This window comes from Pseudomonas sp. HS6, assembly GCF_023375815.1.
Classification (GTDB): Bacteria; Pseudomonadota; Gammaproteobacteria; order Pseudomonadales; family Pseudomonadaceae; genus Aquipseudomonas.
In genome coordinates this window covers 1,349,185-1,367,101 of record NZ_CP067412.1, presented here as the reverse complement: position 1 = coordinate 1,367,101, position 17,917 = coordinate 1,349,185, and the positions used below count along the sequence as shown (strand labels likewise).

Genomic DNA, 17,917 nt, shown 5'->3' with positions numbered 1-17,917 from the left:
ACACGTCATGCGGGTGAGCGGGCGTAGAGCACTACCGCCGCCCGCAGCTTGCCGCGTCCGAACCGGCACATCTTCTCGAACTCCCCATGGCTAACCGGCACGTGCTGGCAGTCCATGGGCTGGCGATGCTGGCTGTGGTCGACATCCGGGTCATGCAGGTAAACGAAATCTTCATCGCAGTCGGTGACGATCACCCAGTGCGGTGATTTGGAGCGGGTCAGACGATAGCTGCTGATCAGCACCAACGGTTGTCCGCCAGCGTTGAGCAGTCGGGGTAGATCCAGTGTCGTGCCGATGATCTGATCAACGTCTGTGTCGTTCAGTTGTGCCATGAACTCGTCATGCACCAGGCGCATGACGTCTTTTTTATGCGCGTCACGCACGCCATCGAGAAACAACGGCCCGCTCATGCTCAGTTGCAAGCGCACACGAAACCCTCGGCGCCATGCCGCCAACGCCAGACCTTGAGGGCTGCAACCGCCGTGGCCGGCGGTCATGAACACGGTGGTCGCTTCGCGCCAGAGCTGCAATTCCTCGCGGCGCTCCAGCAGGCGATCAGCTTGCAATGCGCCCATGGCCATCAGCAAACAAGCTGGGCCACAGGTGAAATCGGTGGTCTGCCGGTAATAGGGCACCTTGATACTGCGTGAGTCGTGATGTTGAAGGATGCGTTTTTCCAGACGCAAGGCGTCCGCGTGGTCTTCGTAGTAGTCGTGAATCAACGCAAAGCGCCGATAGCCACTGCGTTCGTACAACGCGATGGCGGCGGGGTTGTCAGTGCGCACCTCTAGCCGCAGGTAAGCGCAGTCGTGCTCAAGGGCGCAGGCCTCGATGCGCTGCAGCAATTGCTTGCCCAGGCCACCGCCCCGGGCTCCGGGGGAAATGGCGATGGAATACAACCGCGCAAGCGACGTGCCGCGATGAAACAGCACCAGCGCATAACCCAGCAATTGCCCCTCGCGCTCGGCCACCAGCAACTGGCCGTGGGCGCGGGTAATCATCCATTGAAAGCTGCGGCGGGTGAGCCGGTCCGTGGTGAAACAGTGCATTTCCAGTGCCAGCAGCGCCGGTAAATCATCAACTGTCGCCAAGCGAAAAACAGTGTTCATATGACCGCCGTAAAAGTTGCGTAACGAAACGGGACTTTCGAAAAAGTTCGTGCTTAATAGAAAAGGTCTTGTTCTCCAACGGATCAATTTCTATGTCAGCGGTACAGGGTCATTGGCGCGAAGTATCCAGTCAAAGTTTGCCACCGGCAACTTATTTAAAACCGCAGATCAGGACTTCCAGTCAAGTGTTGATCATCGTCGAACGCAAGGAAGACTGGGCTTCTTACTTTCCCAGCGAAGACATCCTGTCGGCGCAGGAGTACCTTGAGCAACCTCCCGACAGCGAGCCGGGAAAACGGGTGCAGGTGATCAACCTGTGCCGCAGCTACAAGTATCTGGGGCACGGCTACTATTGCTCGTTGCTGGCTGAGGCCCGGGGGCACAAGGTGATTCCGTCGGTGCGGACCATCAGCGAACTGACCCGAAAATCTCTCTACGGCCTGGCGCTGGATGACCTCGATAAAACCCTGGAAAAGGCCCTCAGTCATCACCTCTACAGTGACACCGAAGGTTTTACTTTGACACTTTACTTCGGCAGAACACACATCGAGCCTTTGCAGGATCTGGCCCGACAATTGTTTGAAGTGTTTCCGTGCCCGATTCTGTTAGTTGAATTCCGTCGAACTAACGGTTGGCACATCGAAGGCATTAAATCCGGCGCCCTGCACAAGTTGCGCGATGATCAGGAAGATCAGTTCGCCAATGCGCTGGACGGTTTCAGCCGCAAGGTCTGGCGTGTACCGCGTTCGCCGCAAGTAGCGCGTTATGACCTGGCGATCCTGCATGATCCGCAGGAAGCCTTGCCGCCATCCAACGCCCGAGCGCTGGAGAACTTCGTGCGGGTCGGCAAAGGCATGGGCATCGATGTCGAACTGATCGAACGCAAGGACTACGCGAGGCTGGCAGAATACGACGGCTTGCTGATCCGCGAGACCACCAGCGTCGACAACCACACCTATCGCTTCGCCAAGAAAGCCGAGAGCGAAGGGCTGGTGGTGATGGACGACCCGACGTCGATCCTGCGCTGCACCAACAAGGTCTATCTCACCGACCTGCTGAACAGCCATCAACTGGGCATGCCGGCCACGGAAATTCTCTACAAGGAACGACCGGAAGACTTCGAACGTGTCGGCGAGCGCCTCGGTTTCCCGTTGGTACTGAAAATTCCCGACGGATGTTTTTCCCGAGGCGTTATCAAGGTCGAGAGCCAACAGGCCTTGCTGGAGGCCACCGCCGAACTGTTCGAACATTCGGTGCTGTTGCTGGCCCAGGAGTTTTTCTACACCGAGTACGACTGGCGCATCGGCGTGCTTAACCGCAAACCGATCTTTGCCTGCCAGTACTTCATGTCCAAGGGGCACTGGCAGATCTACAACCACAAGGCCAAGGGTCAGGACGTCAACGGCGAATGCCGCACGCTGGCGATCCACGAAGCGCCGCGTGCCGTGGTTGAACTGGCGGTGAAGACCGCCAACCTGATCGGCGATGGCTTATACGGCGTCGATTTGAAGCAGGCGGGCGACAAGGTGGTGGTGATCGAGGTCAACGACAACCCGAACCTCGACGCCGGCATCGAAGACGCGTACTTGCAAGACGATCTGTATTCGCTGGTACTGGAGGAGTTCGTGAGGCGTCTGGAACTCAAGCGCCGCGGCCAGGCCTGGTGACCGGCCGATGATCAACAGCTTTGCACTGAGCCACGGCGCCTTGCAGCGCGTCGAGCGGCTGGACGCTGAGGTGATGCTATTCAGCAACCCCGACGCTGCCGAGCGCGATTTGCTGCACAGTCACTTCAAACTCGATGAACACGCGCTGGCCTCGGCGCTGGACCCGGACGAGGTGTCGAGGATCGAGTTCCATCCCGATCATCTGTTCCTGATCTGGAAGCGCCCGGAGAACTACTCCGGCGGCGGCAGCCTGGCGTTCGAGGTGTCGTCCTGCGGTTTGCTGTTTTCGCCGGGCCAATTGCTGGTGATTGCCACCGACGACACACCGTTGCACGGTCTCGGCACGCGCCGGCCACTCAACACGCCGCTGGATGTATTGCTGGACCTGCTGTTCAACAACATCCATCACTACCTCGGGCACTTGAAGGTGATCAAACTGGTCGCCCGGGAGTTGCAGCAGAAATTCAACGCCTCGATGCAAAACCAGCATCTGGTGCAGATGTTCAACCTCAGCGAAAGCCTGATCTATTACATCAACGCCCTGCACAGCAACGGCGCGGTGCTCACGCGGCTGCGCAACCACGCGGAAAAACAGCATTTCGGCAGCGAAGCCCTCGGCCTGATCGACGACCTGATCATCGAAAACAACCAGTGCTACAAGCAGGCGGAAATCTACTCGACGGTGTTCTCCGGGCTGATCGACGCCCGGGGCAACCTGATGAACAACAGCATGAACAACCTGCTGCGCAAACTGACGCTGATCAACGTGGTGTTCCTGCCGCTCAACCTGATTGCCAGCATCGGCGGCATGTCGGAATTCAGCATGATGACCGCCGGGACACCGTGGTGGGTGTCGTACCCGATGTTTCTGGCGGCAATGCTGTTGGGGGCGGGCGGGATGCTGTTCGGGCTCAGGCGTCTGGCGAAATGACGGCGGCGACAGTGCTGACGTTTTCGCGGGCAAGTCGAGTCGTCGCACCGCCGCTCCCACAGGTTTTGCGTCGTTCACACTTTTTGTGCATCACACGGACACTGTGGGAGCGGGCTTGCCCGCAAAGGCTGAATTCGCAGCGCAGTGGCCTGTGGATCAGTCCTCGCGTATCGCTTCAACCGCGTTCTGGCGTTCCCGCACACCGCGCACAATCAGATACAACAACGGCCCGACCGAAACAAACACCGCCGTCAGCAACAGATACGGCACCACCGACCAGCCCGACTGCCCGCGCTTGCGCGCATCCTTGTACATCCAGATGCCGGCCAGGGTCGCCAGCAGATAAAGATCGATCACCACCTGCGCAGTGTCTGGCCGCGACATCAGGCTGATGCCGAAGTCGATCAGTGATTGCTCGGCTTGCAGCATCACGGACACCGTGTAGCCGCCGAAGGCAATCAACGCGGTGAGGGGCAGCGCGATGGACATCATGTATTCCTTCCTTGGGCAGATGAGTGAAAGGCCAGCCTACAGACCCACCGCAAAAATCGCCATTGACTTGCCAGCAACGCCCGGGCTAATTTCGAGCCCATGACTTCCACCGTACTGCGCTGCCAGCCAAGCATTATTACCGCCATTCCTCATTTGGCGGGCTAGCTCACGACTGCAGCACCCAACCCGCCCTAGAGGCGGGTTTTTACTTTCTGTCTCCGGGGTTCTGAATCACACGTCAGGAGACGACCATGCGCCACAGCCCCGCCCAGCAAGCCTTGCTTGAGCAGTACGTAAAAAAGATTCTCGCCGCGCCGGTGTATGAACTGGCGGTGCGCACGCCGTTGCAGGTTGCGCCGGCCCTGTCCGAAGCGCTGGGCAACCGGATCCTGCTCAAACGTGAAGACCTGCAACCGACGTTCTCCTTCAAGATCCGTGGCGCCTACAACAAACTGGTGCAACTGAGTGACGAGCAGAAGGCCCGTGGCGTGATCACGGCATCGGCGGGCAATCACGCTCAAGGCGTAGCGCTAGCGGCGCGTGAATTGGGCATTGCTGCGACTATCGTGATGCCGGCAACAACACCTGAGTTGAAAGTGCTGGGCGTCAGCAGTCGCGGGGCTGAGGCGCTGCTGCATGGTGAAAGCTTTCCGTTTGCCCTGGCCCACGCGCTGCAACTGGCTCAGCAGACCGGGCGAACCTTCGTCTCACCGTTCGACGATCCCGATGTGATCGCCGGCCAGGGCACCGTTGCAATGGAAATCCTGCGCGAGCATCAGGGCGCGCTTGATGCGATCTTTGTCCCGGTGGGCGGTGGCGGACTGATCGCCGGCATCGCGGCGTATGTGAAATACCTGCGGCCGGAGGTGCGGATCATTGGCGTGGAGTCAGAGCACTCGGCCTGTCTGAAGGCTGCTTTACAGGCAGGTGAACGGGTCGTGCTGCCCAGTGTAGGCACCTTCGCTGACGGTGTAGCAGTGGCGCAGATCGGCGCCTACGGTTTCGAGGTTTGCCGCTTCTGCGTGGATGAGGTCATCACCGTCAGCAACGATGAACTCTGCGCTGCGATCAAGAATATCTACGACGATACCCGCTCGATCACCGAGCCTTCCGGGGCATTGGCGGTCGCGGGCATCAAACAGTACGTGGTGCAAACCGGCGCGCGGAATCAGACGCTGATTGCCATCGATTCCGGCGCCAATATCAACTTCGACAGCTTGCGTCACGTCGCCGAGCGCGTGGCGGCGTGCAGCGCTGTCGTTTGACGTTACTCAGGGATCGCGACGCCGACCTTGTCCGAAGCCGACCAGATGCGATAACGCACTTCGACGTCCGTCGGTGCGTAAACCACGATGGGCAGCTTGCTGTTGTAACGCACGGTGAAGCCGTCGCCGATCACCGGGACGAAGGCGCGTTTTTTCTGGGTGCCGGGCGGGCAGGCCATCAGCGTACTCATCGGGCCGCTGACTTTTTCCAGGCGATAGAACGGATAGCCCCAGCCTTCAAGGTTTTTCTCTTCGAGGGTGCCGCCCAGGCGCTGGCGGTTGCAGTCGACTTCGAGGGTCTTGCCGGCGAGGATTTCGACTTTGAAGTTGTCTTCCTGGGCTTGTTGCGGCAGGTGGATGACCTGGCGAGTGAAGCCCGCCTCGGCCTTGGGGTAAGGCGCTGTGTCTTCAAGCTTGGCGGCATGGGTGAGGGTGGAGACGCTGGCTAGCATCAGGCCGGCGGTCGCGTAAGCAGTGAAAGATCCCATTGAAGCCTCCTGGCGGGTGTACGGTGGTTGGAGGTCATTTTCACTGTCATCAGCCACGAATGCAAACCAGCGGCAGATTGCAAAACGCGGCGCTGGAAAGGGTAAATCTTGCATTCTGCAACTGGCCAGATGCTGGCGCTTTCGCCAAGCCATTGATTTTTAAGTGGGTGAAGATGACCCGATGAAAGGCACGGTTTATGCGTTGATTTGGTGCGGCGCACGCAATTTGTGCGCCTACACTCCAATGGGCATTTCGCAGTACAGCCGCTTGCCATACCCAGGGATTCAGCGGGGACACACCCGTGGGGAGTCGTGGTAACGGTCATGTGAATACTTTATTGGCAGTCTCACAGTAAGGAGAGGGTTCGCCATGTTTCTGTCTGCCTTGGAACTCCGCAATATCATTGAAAGCAGCTTTCTGCCGAAACGCTGCCAGTGCACGCTGTCCCCTGAGTTGTCGATGACCGTCAAAGTCTATGGCGATCACCGGACCGACCAGGTTGATTTGCTGGTGAGTGGCATCGACGCCAGTCACTTGAACAGCTGTCGTGAAATCAACGGCCTGATCGCCGGGATACGCTCGGATCTTGCCCAGCAGACGGTCACTCATCAATTCACGTCGCGATCAAAAGTGGTTTAGCCCACCGTTTCACCCAGTTCGATCGTCACGCGCCGGGCCTGCACGAAACCAAGGCCCAGCGCGAACTCGACCAGCACCGCGAGCAGAATCCCGGGGCCGGCGTGGCCATTGAGCCATTCTGCGAAACCCAGTACTGCCAAACCAAAACAGCCGACGATAAAGCCGTTGCTCAGCGCATTGCGCGCGATCGACACCGGCGCATTGCGCACCAGATAGAACATCACCCCCAACGCTGCAAACAGCACCGCCATGCGTCGTGCGACAAATCCTGCTGCCTCTGAGTATTCAATGCTCCAGATCGAGAGCAGCACCTGCGGCGCCAGGCCCCAAGCCAGTGCCAGCAGGAAACACAGACTAAAGGTGATGGTCGACAACGTGCGAAACGACAACTGCATGGCGAATCCTTGCGGCAGTGAGGAGGGGCCCCGAGGATAACCTTCGAAACCCTTGCTCGCCTACCGCAAAGCCGCAAATCAGAGCTTTCTGTCAGTTCTGGAAGTCGCAGGCGTCAGACATTTTCCGGTAAGTGATTTCTTCGGGTTTGCCGGTGGTGTCGATGTACTTCATGTCGGCATCGATCACTTTGCAGGACTTGGTCGGCTGCTCGGTCATCGACACCACTTTGGCCACATTCAAAGGCATGCCGTAGGTGTAAGGCACGGCTTTGGTTGTTGCGGAGGTGTCATTGGCCTGAGCCAACCCGGCAAACGCGGTGCAGGCGAGGACGGTGGTGAGCAGGAACGGACGAATGTTCATGGAGGGACTCCCGTGCGACGGAATGAAAGCCCGGCGTGAAACACGCCAGACCTGCCGCACTGGGCGTCAGCATCGGGCTGAGGGTGTGCGGTTCAGTAGAGTCTTTGACCGCGGTGTTAAGCGAGGGTTAACCCGGCTGAATGCCGGCTGTCGAGAGAATCACCCTGCGTGAACCCGAGCGAAGTCGATCGGGTTACACATAGCTGTGTCAGGCCATGCTGGCCGAGGTTTGCGGAGGTATTTGCGCCAGACGCACAGATTCCTGATTCTCACGATGGTCTGCCCATCTATCGATATGGGTTTGCAGTTCCGGTAATTCGGCTCGATCACCATAGATATTGGCCATCGTGAGTTTAGTGCTACTCATGGTAGTTATTGTGCGCAGGGTTCCCTCGACGGCTTTCAACTCTTTCTCGTTGTGGCGAATTGCTTGCTTGATCGCTCTCTGGCGATCCTGAAGATCCGACATGGTCGAGCGACGCTGCAGAGGTGTCGCGCGATCTTGTGGGCGGCCTTCAATCGTGTCACCCGGAAACTCTGAATCGGCGTCACGCTGCCATTTTGTGAGTTGCGTGCGGTAAGTTTCTGCTTCCAGCTTCAGGCGACTGGACTCCGTGGTGCTGACGATGTAACCACCTGTTTGTTGTGTTTCTTGCCACCGGCGAAGCGTTGCCCAGCAAGATGGGATGTACCCATCCAGCATTTTATGGTCGGCAAAGTTAATCGCCTGCTTCAAGAAGTGGCTGCGCTCAGGCATGTCGTTCTCATTCATCTGTTTAAGGCAACGAGCCATGGCTGCTTCCTCATAACCCTCGCAGCCAGGTGTCCACAACACCGAAGAAACGATTCGCCCAGGTAATTGCAACGGCATGAAGTGTCGTTGTTCACCGTGATGCCAGAACGGCTGACCACCGAAGCGGTTCATGCCGACTGCCATCACAACTCCGCCGGCTGCGGGTGTCAGTAGGCCTGAAACGGTTGCTGCGAGGCCTGTAATCCAGATCGGCTTTTTAGTGTCCATCCATCCTGCCGGCACGCTTGGTACGGGGTCGTTATGGTTAACGATACGGTGGTGAACCAATCCTTTCGCAGACTCGACGAATTCCTTATCGCCAGCACGAGGCGAGCCGTAAGTATAAAGAATGACGTCACTTGTGATCTCACGATACAGCCACTCGGCCAGCAGCAACGAAATGGCACCGCCCAGGCTGTGGCCGCAAACGATGATTTTTTGATTGGTACGAAAGCGAGTAATGTAGCGTTTGATAAATGGCAAAACGGCAACGAAGGCTTCATGAAAACCTTGGTGCACCTTTCCTGTACCGCCTTCGTTCGGCACTTGTTTTGCGTCGATGTCTCGCCAGCTATCCGCAGTCCCTGCCGTACCTCTGACGCCGATCAATACGACACGGTCATCGTGCGTGATGTACGCTTGAGTGTCAGTATTTTTTAAATCAGTCGGGCCCTGCCTCAAGTCGCTGAAAAAGTGGACATCTGATGGCGTTTCAAACTCGTCACCCGAAGCGGGGTCGTTTTGAGAGTAACGGTCAGGATCAAAGGGCACGACTTCCAAGCGCTTGGAATACGGAACATCCTCTACTAGAGGGAACGCAGGTTTTTTCGAGTCGGCATATGTCGACGGTTCCTCAAAACAGGCCAGGCAAGTGTTCAGTACATGACCAATTGAGCCACGGCGAGGGTATGTGAATTCGAAATTTTTCTCGGACGACGCTTTTGACTTTTCCGGGGACTCACCAAATTCCCCGTAGCTCAAAGTTGCGAGTAGCGATAATTGATAAAGGTTCAGCGCGCTGAACTCGGGAGAGAGTGACAAAAGAGGTCTGAATGAGCGCAGGGCGCGCACTTCCAGGACATAGTGCTTATTTGGAAGCAGCCCGACTCCGTAGCTGGGTAGCTTATCCCCGGCAAAGTCACGAGCGAGCTTGGCGCATCCTGCGGGAACAGGGCTGGAAAGCTTTGCAGCAGGCGGTAGGTGCTTATTGAATTCGACCAGGTCGCGAACTTCAACGTTATGATATTGGGCTTTTTCGCTAGAGGCGCGGTAGGCCCCCGTTTTACTAGTGCTACCCATTGGGCGGCGGAGTGTTTGTTCGGCAGCTACTTGAATCTCCGTTATCGGTAGCGGGTAGTCTTGACGTTCAGTCAGATCAACATAAACCTTCTCGCTTCCTTTGTAAGGCTCAGATAATGTCAGAATCAAGGGGCCGTTGTAGCTGCCGGTCAGACGCGTGTAAGCCTCCCCATCAAGTGTTCCTTGGTATTTGGTGCCTTCAGAATCAGTAAGTACGTAATTTAAACCTGCATAGGGTGTGGCGTTTCCAAATTCATCAACTAACCGAAAACTGATCCATCCGCCCCGAAGAGGGCATGAACCACCTTGATCCGAAAGCAGCGATTTTTCTTGGGCTTGCATAAAAGTCCTTATTTATCACAACCGGGGTAAACGGAACATTCGCGTCCATTCTGTATAAAAGTCCTGAACTGTGGAGGCGTGGTGCACAGTTCTTCACGGTCGGAATTCCATCGGCCGGTGCAAGGCTTCCAGCCGTTGGGCACCTTGAACCAATATCGCTGATAATAGGGAGTTTCTTCAGTCGAAAGTTTAAAAGTCGCATGGATAGTTTTATTCACTATGTCAGCGCCGAAGACTGCGCCCCCTGGTTTACGTCGCTGAAAACGGTCGGAAGGGACTTCCCAATTACTATTTGCAGCAGCGCATGTGAGGATTTTTTCAATCTGATTTTTTTTTGCTTTCGCGGTGCTTATCTGAAAGCTCCATGCGCAGAGTCCTCGCTGCTCGATAACGTCTGGGTATGGTGTGTTAGCGTCTCCGGCAACCTCGCTTTTTATAGCAGTCCCTCCCGCCAACTCAAGATCGTTACTCCAGGCGTCTGCTCCGTAGGCTGCACTTACTTCATAGCTAACCCTGACAAGGGTCATTGCACATCCAGCAATGCTGTATTGCAGCGGAATGTCAGTCGATACTGTTTGCTCTGTGTCCTTTGCTTCAGTGGTATTGGACTTTTGTTGTTGACGAGAGACCGAAGCACCTAAGCTTGGGTTGTAGGTTGTGCAACTCCCACCGTCCTTTGGCAAATATTTCGCTTTCGACGTAAATCCAAATTTTGCTGGTAGAGTAATCGTTAATGTGAAGTGCTCCTTGCTGTAAGAACTAGTTGCTTCCTCCACTGAGTCTTTTGCAATCTGTCCTGCCAAACTGCACGCACCGAGGAACGGCAGTGTAATTAAAAATATTGAATGAATTCGATATGCTAGGAATTTTCTGTTCAAAACGTATGCTCCTGCTCAACACAGTTGGGATAAACCGTGCACTCGCGACCGTTCATTTTGAATGATTTAAAGGAAGGAGGTGTCTGGCAGCGATTTGATTTTTCGGTACCTTGGCAGGGTTTCCAGCCTTTTACAGTTTTAATCCACCGATTGTCCATGCTGGGTTCTTCCTCACCCGCCACGCGGAAATCAACAGTCACCTTGCTGTTATTTAACTTGGTTTTTTGAATACTGCCGCCAATCTTGGATCGCTCCATATAGTCGTTCGGCACTGTCCAGTCCGAGCTTGCCGCACTGCAGGAAAGAACCTTTGATATTCCATCTTTTTGGATTCTTGCTTCGCTGAGCTGAAACATCCAAGTGCACACTCCACGAAAGTGGGCAGTTGTTGCGCTGTCATTTTCATTATGTGAGGCGTTGCTCACGATGGATATTCCGCCCACATCCCCAGCAATGTCCAAAGACGAAGGGCCATAGCGTGCTTCGATTGACAGTTCTACCCGCTGTAGCTCCATGCGGCACCCGGCGACATGGTAACTAAGGGGAATATTAAAACTGGCGGTTTGCTCCACATCCTTAATATCAATATCGTCGGTTTTTTGATGCCGTCGCGAGACCTCGCCGCCTAGACCGGGTGAATAAACCTTGCAGGTCTGTCCTGCCTCGGGTGCGTACTGTGCTTTCGATACCAGCCCGAAATTGGCAGGAGACGTCGCTACGAGGGTGAATGAGTCGGTTCCGTAATAGCTGGATGCACCGTCAACAGTACTCGTAACGAGCTGGCCGGCCGAGCTGCAAGCTCCAATCAAAGGCAGCATCCACAAAGCTAATGATTTGGTACTGAATGGAAGAAAGATCCTGCTCACTGGATACTCCAAACCAATCCCATTGGGATGGTTTTCTGAAAATTCGTGCCGTCAGGCCGTGGATTGATTTATCCGAACACTCGCTGACACCGCGCAAAATGAACCTCCGGTGACTCCTCCGGCAATGGCTCCCACGCAACATCTTTCATGCACTGCTCAGACAATCGCCGGCTGAGCATCAACTCGCGCTGCTCCGGCGTCTGCCAGCCCCATGCATCGAGTAAGTCCATCTGTTCCTCCAGCCATTCGCTGACCACTCGGGTTTCGGCGAGATTAGCGGCGGCTTCGACGTGGTAGGTCAGCAGCCATCGTTTGAGGTTGTCACGCAGGATGCTTCTCGCCTGTTCGCCGGACTCGGGGTCGCGCAGCCACGGTTCAGGGCTGGGGACCGGGTACATGCCTGGCTTGCCGTTGTCCGTGTGTTTCCACTGGTTTTCATCCCAATACAGAACACTGCTGATCGGCCCCAACAGCAGCGCAAATTCGCTTTCCTTGAGGTTGCCAAGACAGCGGGCAAGTACGCGGTTGTCCTGAAAGCGGAACAGTGATCGGTCGCCGTCTTCGTCGATGACCATGCGCGAGACCCAGTGCTGGGTCAGACTGTCGAGGTCAGCCTGATCCATGCTGCCAATCCAGCCCCAGTTGCGTTGGGGGGCGTCGAGCAGTTCGCGAAACGCCTCGTTGCCTGGATTGTCCAGTTCGGTCAGCCATGGGCTGATGGCCGCGAATTTTGCGTACTCGGTATGTCGGTAGAGCTGCACCGAACGTTGCATCACCCCGGCGCTGTAAAGCGACGTAACCGGATTGGGTTCGGCGAGACTGTCGACGGCCAGGATCAGCACGCGATTGAGGCGTGACTGTTCACTCAGCCAATTGTTGAGGGCGTCACTCATGCTGTGGCCCCCAAATCGCATTTGCCTTCTCGGCAAGCTTCACAGATCGGGCAGCGGGTATTGCCCGCCGCCCGGGCAGCTTTGGCCATGGCCATTTGCACAACGGCGGGAACGAGCAGGGCGCCAGCCTTGTCTTTGGCCGCTAGCCACGGGATAACGGGTTCGAGAATCCCAATGCCTGTTCCGACGCCGGGCGCGCCTCCCGTATTCACCTTCACTTCCGCACCGCTGATGGTCACGCCACCAGCATCGACCTTGACGAAACTGCCACCAGCCTTCGCCGTCAGCTCCATCCCGCCCTCGATCACCACTTTCTCGCCGGCGTGGTAGTGAATCTCCGTACCCGCTTCAACGAACTGACCGGTACCGACCTTAACATGCTGAGTCACGCCCACGGTCAGGTGATCATTCGCCCGCATTTCGCTCTTGCGGTCCAGGTGAGTGATGCGGTGTTCTTCGACCTTGAATTCACTTAAAACATTGGCTTCGATGGTGTCATGCCGTTCATTGCCAACCCGAATCTTCTGGTCGTGCTCGATGTTTTCGTCCCAGTCGCGCTGGGCGTGGATGTAGATCTGTTCCGCGCCTTTCTTGTCTTCGATGCGGAATTCGTTGTAGCCCTTGCCGCCCGGGGAGCTGAGGGTCTTGAAAGTGCTGCGGGTTTTGTTCGCCGGCAAGTCGTAAGGAACGACGTTTTCCTTGTGGTACAGGCAACCGGTCACCAGCGGTTGATCGGGGTCGCCTTCAAGGAAGGTCACCAGCACTTCCATGCCGATTCTCGGGATGGCGATGCCGCCATAGGCCGCGCCGGCCCAGCCGCTGGCGACGCGCAGCCAGCAGGTGGTCTTGTCGTCGGCCTGGCCGTCGCGGTCCCAGTGGAATTGCACTTTCACGCGGCCGTATTGGTCGCAGTGGATTTCTTCGCCGGCGGGGCCGGTAACGATGGCGGTCTGGCTGCCGAGGACTTTCGGTTTCGGGTGTTCGAGGGCAGGGCGGTAGTGCGCGTCCCACGGGGTGGCCACGAAGCTGTTGCGGTAGCCCTGGTGGAAATCGCTCTTGTTGTCGGTGACGTCGCTGGTGACGTTTTCGCCCAGCACTTGCGGTTGTTTGCCTTCGTGGAAGATTTCCAGCAGCAGCCACAAATCGTTCCATTCGGCGCGCGGGTGTTCGGCCAGGGTCAAGAAATGGCCGCTGGTCAGGGTCGGTTCGTCACCTTTGCCTTCGGCGAGTTTGTAGTCGCTGCGATGGCGTTCCAGCGCTCGGGTCGAGAGGAACTTGCCGCGCTCGCGCGTGGTGAAACGGCCGGGGTAGTCGTAGTCTTCCAGGTCCGGCATGAACTCGGATTTGACGGCGCCTTCGGGCAGGATCTTCGGTTTTTCGAAATCGTAGTCGCGGCGGCTGACGCGACTGGTGCGGGTTTCCAGACGCAGGTTGAAACGCTTGATCACCGGTTTGTCGGCGGTCATGCCGGAGTCTTGCTGGTAGTTGACCGGTTTCAGTTTGCGGAAAACGGTCTGGTCGTCGCCGAACACCAGTTTGTGGCCGCTGCTGCTGTGCTGGAAGTGGAAGTGAATGCCTTCCTCTTCGCACAGGCGCTGGATGAAGTGCAGGTCGGACTCGTCGTACTGCACGCAGTAGTCGCGTTCCGGGTACTCGGCGCCGAGCTGGAAACTGTAGGCGTCGGCCAGAATGCCGCGATCTTCCAGCACTCGGGCGATGATCTTCGGCACCGTCAGTTGCTGAAAAATCTGCTGGTCATGGTTGTGCCGCAGGTAGGCCAGTTGTGGCACCAGGCTGATGCTGTAGCGGGTCAGGGTCTTGCCGGAATCGCCTTGCTCGACGCGATACACCAGGCCATGAATCCTGCCCTCGCCGGTGGCGCCGAAAGTCAGGCAGCCAGGCTTGTGCAGGAGTTCTTCGAGGTTGAGATCGGGGCGGGCGCTGACCAGTTCGAGGTCGAAACGGAACGGTTCGTTGAGGGCTTCGCGACCGGTGAAGCTGAGGACTTGCAGATCGGCGGAAGCGCCCTCGAGCGTGAGGGTAATGTGGGTAGCGTTGGCGTCCAGCATGCCTTGTTTTCCGTCCTTTGGATTTAGCGTGGGCGGATGGTGCAGGATTAAACCGCCTCGTTCAAGGCGCAAATGCCGTAGAGGCGCGGGCCGCAGCCCATAGGGAAAACCCTTAGACCGGTGGTTTCACCCCGTGAAACCGGCACTTGCGGGCGGAAGATCCATCGCAATCGCACACGAAGGCGCTCAAGAACAGTCAGTCAGTTTCAGACTAAAGTCGCCTGTAGCACGTCAAAGCCATCTGCCATCATTGGCGCTCACCCCCGCGTGTTCACTTCCTCCCGGTTCTTCACTGTGCCGGGACGGGAGCTATTTCTGGTTTGTTTGCGCCCCCGCGCAATCGTTGTTCTGTTGGAGTTTTCAATGCGTCCCCCATTTCCCCTCATCACCCCGCGCCAGTCGCTTGGCTTCGGAGCCTTTGTGCTGTGCGCCGGTTTTACCGCGCAGGTTCAGGCCAGCGGTTTTTTCGAAGACACCACGGCGAAGATCGAGTCGCGCACGGTGTACTTCAACCGTGATTTCCGTGATGGGCACACTTCCAATGATCAGGGCGCGTCCAAGCGCGAAGAGTCGGCGCAGGGCTTCATTCTCAATCTGCAATCGGGCTACACCGAAGGCACCGTCGGTTTCGGCATCGATGCGCTGGGCATGGCGGGCTTTCAGCTCGATTCCAGCCCCGACCGCAGCAACAGCGGCCTGCTGCCATCCAGTGGCGACAACCCGCGCGGTTCGAAAGGTCAGTACGCAAAAATGGGCCTGACGGCCAAGGTGAAAGTCTCGGATACGGTGCTGAAATACGGTGCGCTGCTGCCGGATCTGCCGCTGCTCAAGTACAACGACGGCCGTCTGCTGCCGACCATGTTCAACGGTGCGATGCTGACGTCCAAGGAAGTAAAGGACCTGACCTTCATGGCCGCACGCCTGGACAAGTACACCGCCCGGGGTTCGACCGACTCGCAAGACATTCGCGTGCACTGCAAGAACAAGCGCTATGCCTGCAACGTCACCGCCGATCATTTCGACATGTACGGCTTCGACTACAAGATCAACGATCGCCTGACCGCGCAGTATCACTACGCCGAGCTGGAAGACATCTATCGTCAGCACTTCGTGGGTCTGTTGGCCAACCAGCCGCTGGGTGACGGCGTGTTGAAAGCGGATCTGCGTTTGCTGAAAAGCGCCGACAGCGGTGATGCCAAGGCCGGTTCCATCGACAACCGGGCCTTGAGCGGCATGCTGTCCTACGGCATCAGCGGCCACACCTTCAGCGCCGGTTGGCAGCGCATGAACGGCGACAATTCGATGCCGTACCTCGATGGCAGCAACCCGTACCTGGTGAACTACGTGCAGGTCAACGACTTCGCCGCCGCGCAGGAGCGTTCCTGGCAGCTTCGTTACGACTATGACTTCAAGGCGATCGGCATCAACGGCCTCAGCTTCCTGACTCGTTACGTGAACGGCGATCACATCAAGGTGCCGGGCAGCGATCAGGAAGGTAAAGAGTGGGAACGCGACAGCGAGTTGAAGTACGTGATCCAGAGCGGCACGTTCAAGGATGTCAGCCTGCGTTTGCGTAATGCGACGTATCGGACGAACTACGAGAAGTTCGCCCGGGACGTGGATGAGACCCGGTTGATCGTGAGTTACAACTTTTCGGTGTTGTAACCCTTAGGCCGGCGGTGCCTGAACTGACGCCTTCGCGGGCAAGCCCGCTCCCACAGGATCTACGTCGTTCACTAAAGTTGTGGTTACCGTAGATCCCTGTGGGAGCTGCGGTGCGACGATTCGACTTGCCAGCGATGGCGTGCTAAAGGGCACCGAAGGTCAGAGCCAATGCCAGAACCGGCTCCAGAACCCGCGATTCAGATCATCCTTGCACGCCGCGTATTGCTGGCCGTACATGTCCGAGCGGTTCTGTACCTTGCGCGCCACCGGCGGTAGCCACGTCTTGCTGGCATAGGTCTTCTGGCGAAACCCGCCCCAGCCCTCGTGGTAGTTGAGGTACTGGTTGTAGGCGTCGTACTTGTACACGCCGTTGACCGAGGTGGTCTTGTCCATGTACCAGCCGACAAAGTCGATAGCGTCGTCGAAGTCTTCGCGGTCGGCGCCGTGTCGGCCGGTGCTTTTCTGGTAGTCGGACCAGACTTCATCCTTGGCCTGCGCATAGCCCGATGCCGTCGTGACGCGGCCCCACGGAATCACCCACAACAGGTATTTACGCGGCGTCTTGGCGTCGTAGCGGTAGCCGGACTCCTGATACATGATCGCGAACGGCACCTGGATCGGTACGCCCCAGCGCTTTTGCGTGACTTGCGCCGCGTCATACCAATCACTTTTTTCCCGGAAAATATCGCAGAGGTTTTCCGGTGAACGCGGCGGCGAAGTACCGCAGCCCGTCAGAAGTGTCGCCAGTATCAAAAGTCCAGCCGTGCGCCCCGAATTCAAAAGCGGTCATCCCGTCATGCAAAAAAGGGCGCCAGTCTACGCGGTCAGCTCAACTGATGGCGATAAGGCAAATCCGGACCTGTCTTGCTGCATGTAAGGGCGGCCGCCTGTACGGCAAACCTGAGCATGGCGTCGATCTGCTCGCGATTCAGATGCTGTACGCCGTCCACCGAATCCAGTTCATGCTCGGTCAGCCAGGTGATTAGCGCTGCCTGGAAGGTATCGCCTGCGCCGACGGTGTCGGCGATCTTCACCGAGCTTGCCGGTACCGACCAGGAGCCGTGAGCACGGCTGAAAACGGTCGCGCCTTCACCGCCACGGGTCAGGAACACCACCTGACAACGATGCTGCAGCCAGCCTTCGATGACGCGCTGCGGATCCTGCTCGGGATACAGCAGGCTCAAGTCTTCGTCGCTGACTTTGATCAGGTCTGCCAGTTCCACCAGCGTGGCAATCCGCTCGCGCCACAGGTCGATGTTCGGCTCGGGATTGAGGCGCACGTTCGGGTCGAGGCTGATCAGGCGTTTGCCGCTTTCACGCTGTATCAGCGCAAGCAATGTATCGGCCACCGGTTGCACCACCAGCGAGAAGGAACCGAAGTGCAAACCGCGTACTTCAGGGCCCAGCGTTGGCAGATGCGCCTGACTCAATTGCCGGTCAGCGCAACCTTCGCCACGGAAGCTGTAATGCGGAGAGCCATTGGCGCCCACCGCGACCATCGCCAGCGTAGTCGGCGCCGCGAAGTCCACCAGATAATCCGGGCGGACGCCTTCGTCCTGCAGCACCTGCTGAAGGCGCCGGCCGAGGTAATCGGTGGACAACCCGCCAAACAGCGCCGAATCCACGCCCAGTCGGCGCAATCCCACCGCCACGTTAAACGGCGAGCCACCGGCAATCGCCTTGAAATTGACTTTCGACGCCTGCCCGCCGGCATCGTCTTCGCTGAAGAAATCGAACAGCGCTTCGCCACACACCAGGTACATA

16 protein-coding genes and 1 pseudogene are annotated in these 17,917 nt (G+C 57.4%); 5 read left to right on the top strand and 12 right to left on the bottom strand.

Translation table 11 applies throughout. The annotated features are described in order from the left end of the window. Positions 1-5 precede the first annotated feature (5 nt). Positions 6-1,109 (bottom strand): GNAT family N-acetyltransferase/peptidase C39 family protein, encoded by a 1,104-nt coding sequence (locus JJN09_RS06175; RefSeq protein WP_249486283.1) that lies wholly within the window; start codon positions 1,107-1,109, stop codon positions 6-8. Positions 1,110-1,201: 92 nt separating this feature from the next. Between JJN09_RS06175 and JJN09_RS06170 the strand changes: the two genes are divergently transcribed. Both JJN09_RS06170 and JJN09_RS06165 read left to right on the top strand, forming a co-directional pair. Beyond that, the gene (locus JJN09_RS06170; protein WP_249486282.1) at positions 1,202-2,776 is read left to right on the top strand and encodes a RimK family protein; all 1,575 of its coding nucleotides are present in this window, start codon (positions 1,202-1,204) and stop codon (positions 2,774-2,776) included. Positions 2,777-2,783: 7 nt separating this feature from the next. Continuing rightward, a complete protein-coding gene (locus JJN09_RS06165; protein ID WP_249486281.1) occupies positions 2,784-3,707 on the top strand; it encodes a magnesium transporter CorA family protein in 924 nt (307 codons plus the stop codon). 156 nt (positions 3,708-3,863) lie between these two features. On the opposite strand, the gene JJN09_RS06160 is transcribed toward JJN09_RS06165, so the two are convergent. Continuing rightward, positions 3,864-4,199 carry a DUF2834 domain-containing protein gene (locus JJN09_RS06160; protein WP_249486280.1) on the bottom strand — a complete coding sequence of 112 codons (336 nt, stop codon included), beginning with the start codon at positions 4,197-4,199 and terminating at the stop codon, positions 3,864-3,866. Between the two features lie 251 nt (positions 4,200-4,450). Between JJN09_RS06160 and ilvA the strand changes: the two are divergent. Then, a pseudogene (gene ilvA / locus JJN09_RS06155) lies at positions 4,451-5,437 on the top strand (threonine ammonia-lyase, biosynthetic); the annotation flags it as partial. A 29-nt stretch (positions 5,438-5,466) separates the two neighbouring features. On the opposite strand, the gene eco reads toward ilvA, so the two are convergent. Next, complete coding sequence (gene eco, locus JJN09_RS06150; protein WP_249486279.1) at positions 5,467-5,952, bottom strand: serine protease inhibitor ecotin; 486 nt, start codon at positions 5,950-5,952, stop codon at positions 5,467-5,469. Positions 5,953-6,322: 370 nt separating this feature from the next. On the opposite strand from eco, the gene JJN09_RS06145 reads away from it, so the two are divergent. Beyond that, positions 6,323-6,592 carry a DUF1652 domain-containing protein gene (locus tag JJN09_RS06145; protein ID WP_249486278.1) on the top strand — a complete coding sequence of 90 codons (270 nt, stop codon included), beginning with the start codon at positions 6,323-6,325 and terminating at the stop codon, positions 6,590-6,592. On the opposite strand, the gene JJN09_RS06140 is transcribed toward JJN09_RS06145, so the two are convergent. The 7 genes from JJN09_RS06140 to JJN09_RS06110 form a co-directional block, all read right to left on the bottom strand. Beyond that, positions 6,589-6,987 carry a hypothetical protein gene (locus JJN09_RS06140; RefSeq protein WP_249486277.1) on the bottom strand — a complete coding sequence of 133 codons (399 nt, stop codon included), beginning with the start codon at positions 6,985-6,987 and terminating at the stop codon, positions 6,589-6,591. The genes JJN09_RS06145 and JJN09_RS06140 overlap by 4 nt on opposite strands. 91 nt (positions 6,988-7,078) lie before the next feature. Continuing rightward, entirely contained in the window at positions 7,079-7,348 is a 270-nt protein-coding gene (locus JJN09_RS06135) for a DUF2790 domain-containing protein (protein ID WP_249486276.1), read from the bottom strand. A 208-nt stretch (positions 7,349-7,556) separates the two neighbouring features. Beyond that, entirely contained in the window at positions 7,557-9,782 is a 2,226-nt protein-coding gene (locus JJN09_RS06130; RefSeq protein ID WP_249486275.1) for a lipase family protein, read from the bottom strand. A gap of 8 nt (positions 9,783-9,790) precedes the next feature. Further along, on the bottom strand, positions 9,791-10,660 hold the full coding sequence (locus JJN09_RS06125; RefSeq protein WP_249486274.1) for a hypothetical protein: 870 nt from the start codon (positions 10,658-10,660) through the stop codon (positions 9,791-9,793). Further along, positions 10,657-11,526 carry a hypothetical protein gene (locus tag JJN09_RS06120; protein WP_249486273.1) on the bottom strand — a complete coding sequence of 290 codons (870 nt, stop codon included), beginning with the start codon at positions 11,524-11,526 and terminating at the stop codon, positions 10,657-10,659. The genes JJN09_RS06125 and JJN09_RS06120 overlap by 4 nt, the downstream gene beginning before the upstream one ends. Before the next feature lie 68 nt (positions 11,527-11,594). Next, the gene (locus JJN09_RS06115) at positions 11,595-12,419 is read right to left on the bottom strand and encodes a DUF4123 domain-containing protein (protein WP_249486272.1); all 825 of its coding nucleotides are present in this window, start codon (positions 12,417-12,419) and stop codon (positions 11,595-11,597) included. Then, on the bottom strand, positions 12,416-14,488 hold the full coding sequence (locus JJN09_RS06110) for a type VI secretion system tip protein VgrG (RefSeq protein ID WP_249486271.1): 2,073 nt from the start codon (positions 14,486-14,488) through the stop codon (positions 12,416-12,418). Before JJN09_RS06110 ends, JJN09_RS06115 begins: the two co-directional genes overlap by 4 nt. A gap of 363 nt (positions 14,489-14,851) precedes the next feature. On the opposite strand from JJN09_RS06110, the gene JJN09_RS06105 reads away from it, so the two are divergent. Then, on the top strand, positions 14,852-16,153 hold the full coding sequence (locus JJN09_RS06105; protein ID WP_249486270.1) for an OprD family porin: 1,302 nt from the start codon (positions 14,852-14,854) through the stop codon (positions 16,151-16,153). Positions 16,154-16,312: 159 nt separating this feature from the next. Here the strand turns inward: JJN09_RS06105 and JJN09_RS06100 are convergent, their stop codons facing one another. Together JJN09_RS06100 and JJN09_RS06095 are read right to left on the bottom strand one after the other, a co-directional pair. Continuing rightward, positions 16,313-16,933: a hypothetical protein gene (locus JJN09_RS06100; protein ID WP_249486269.1), complete on the bottom strand. Its 621-nt coding sequence runs from the start codon at positions 16,931-16,933 to the stop codon at positions 16,313-16,315. A gap of 44 nt (positions 16,934-16,977) precedes the next feature. Then, a complete protein-coding gene (locus tag JJN09_RS06095) occupies positions 16,978-17,916 on the bottom strand; it encodes a carbohydrate kinase (protein ID WP_249486268.1) in 939 nt (312 codons plus the stop codon). Position 17,917 lies beyond the last annotated feature (1 nt).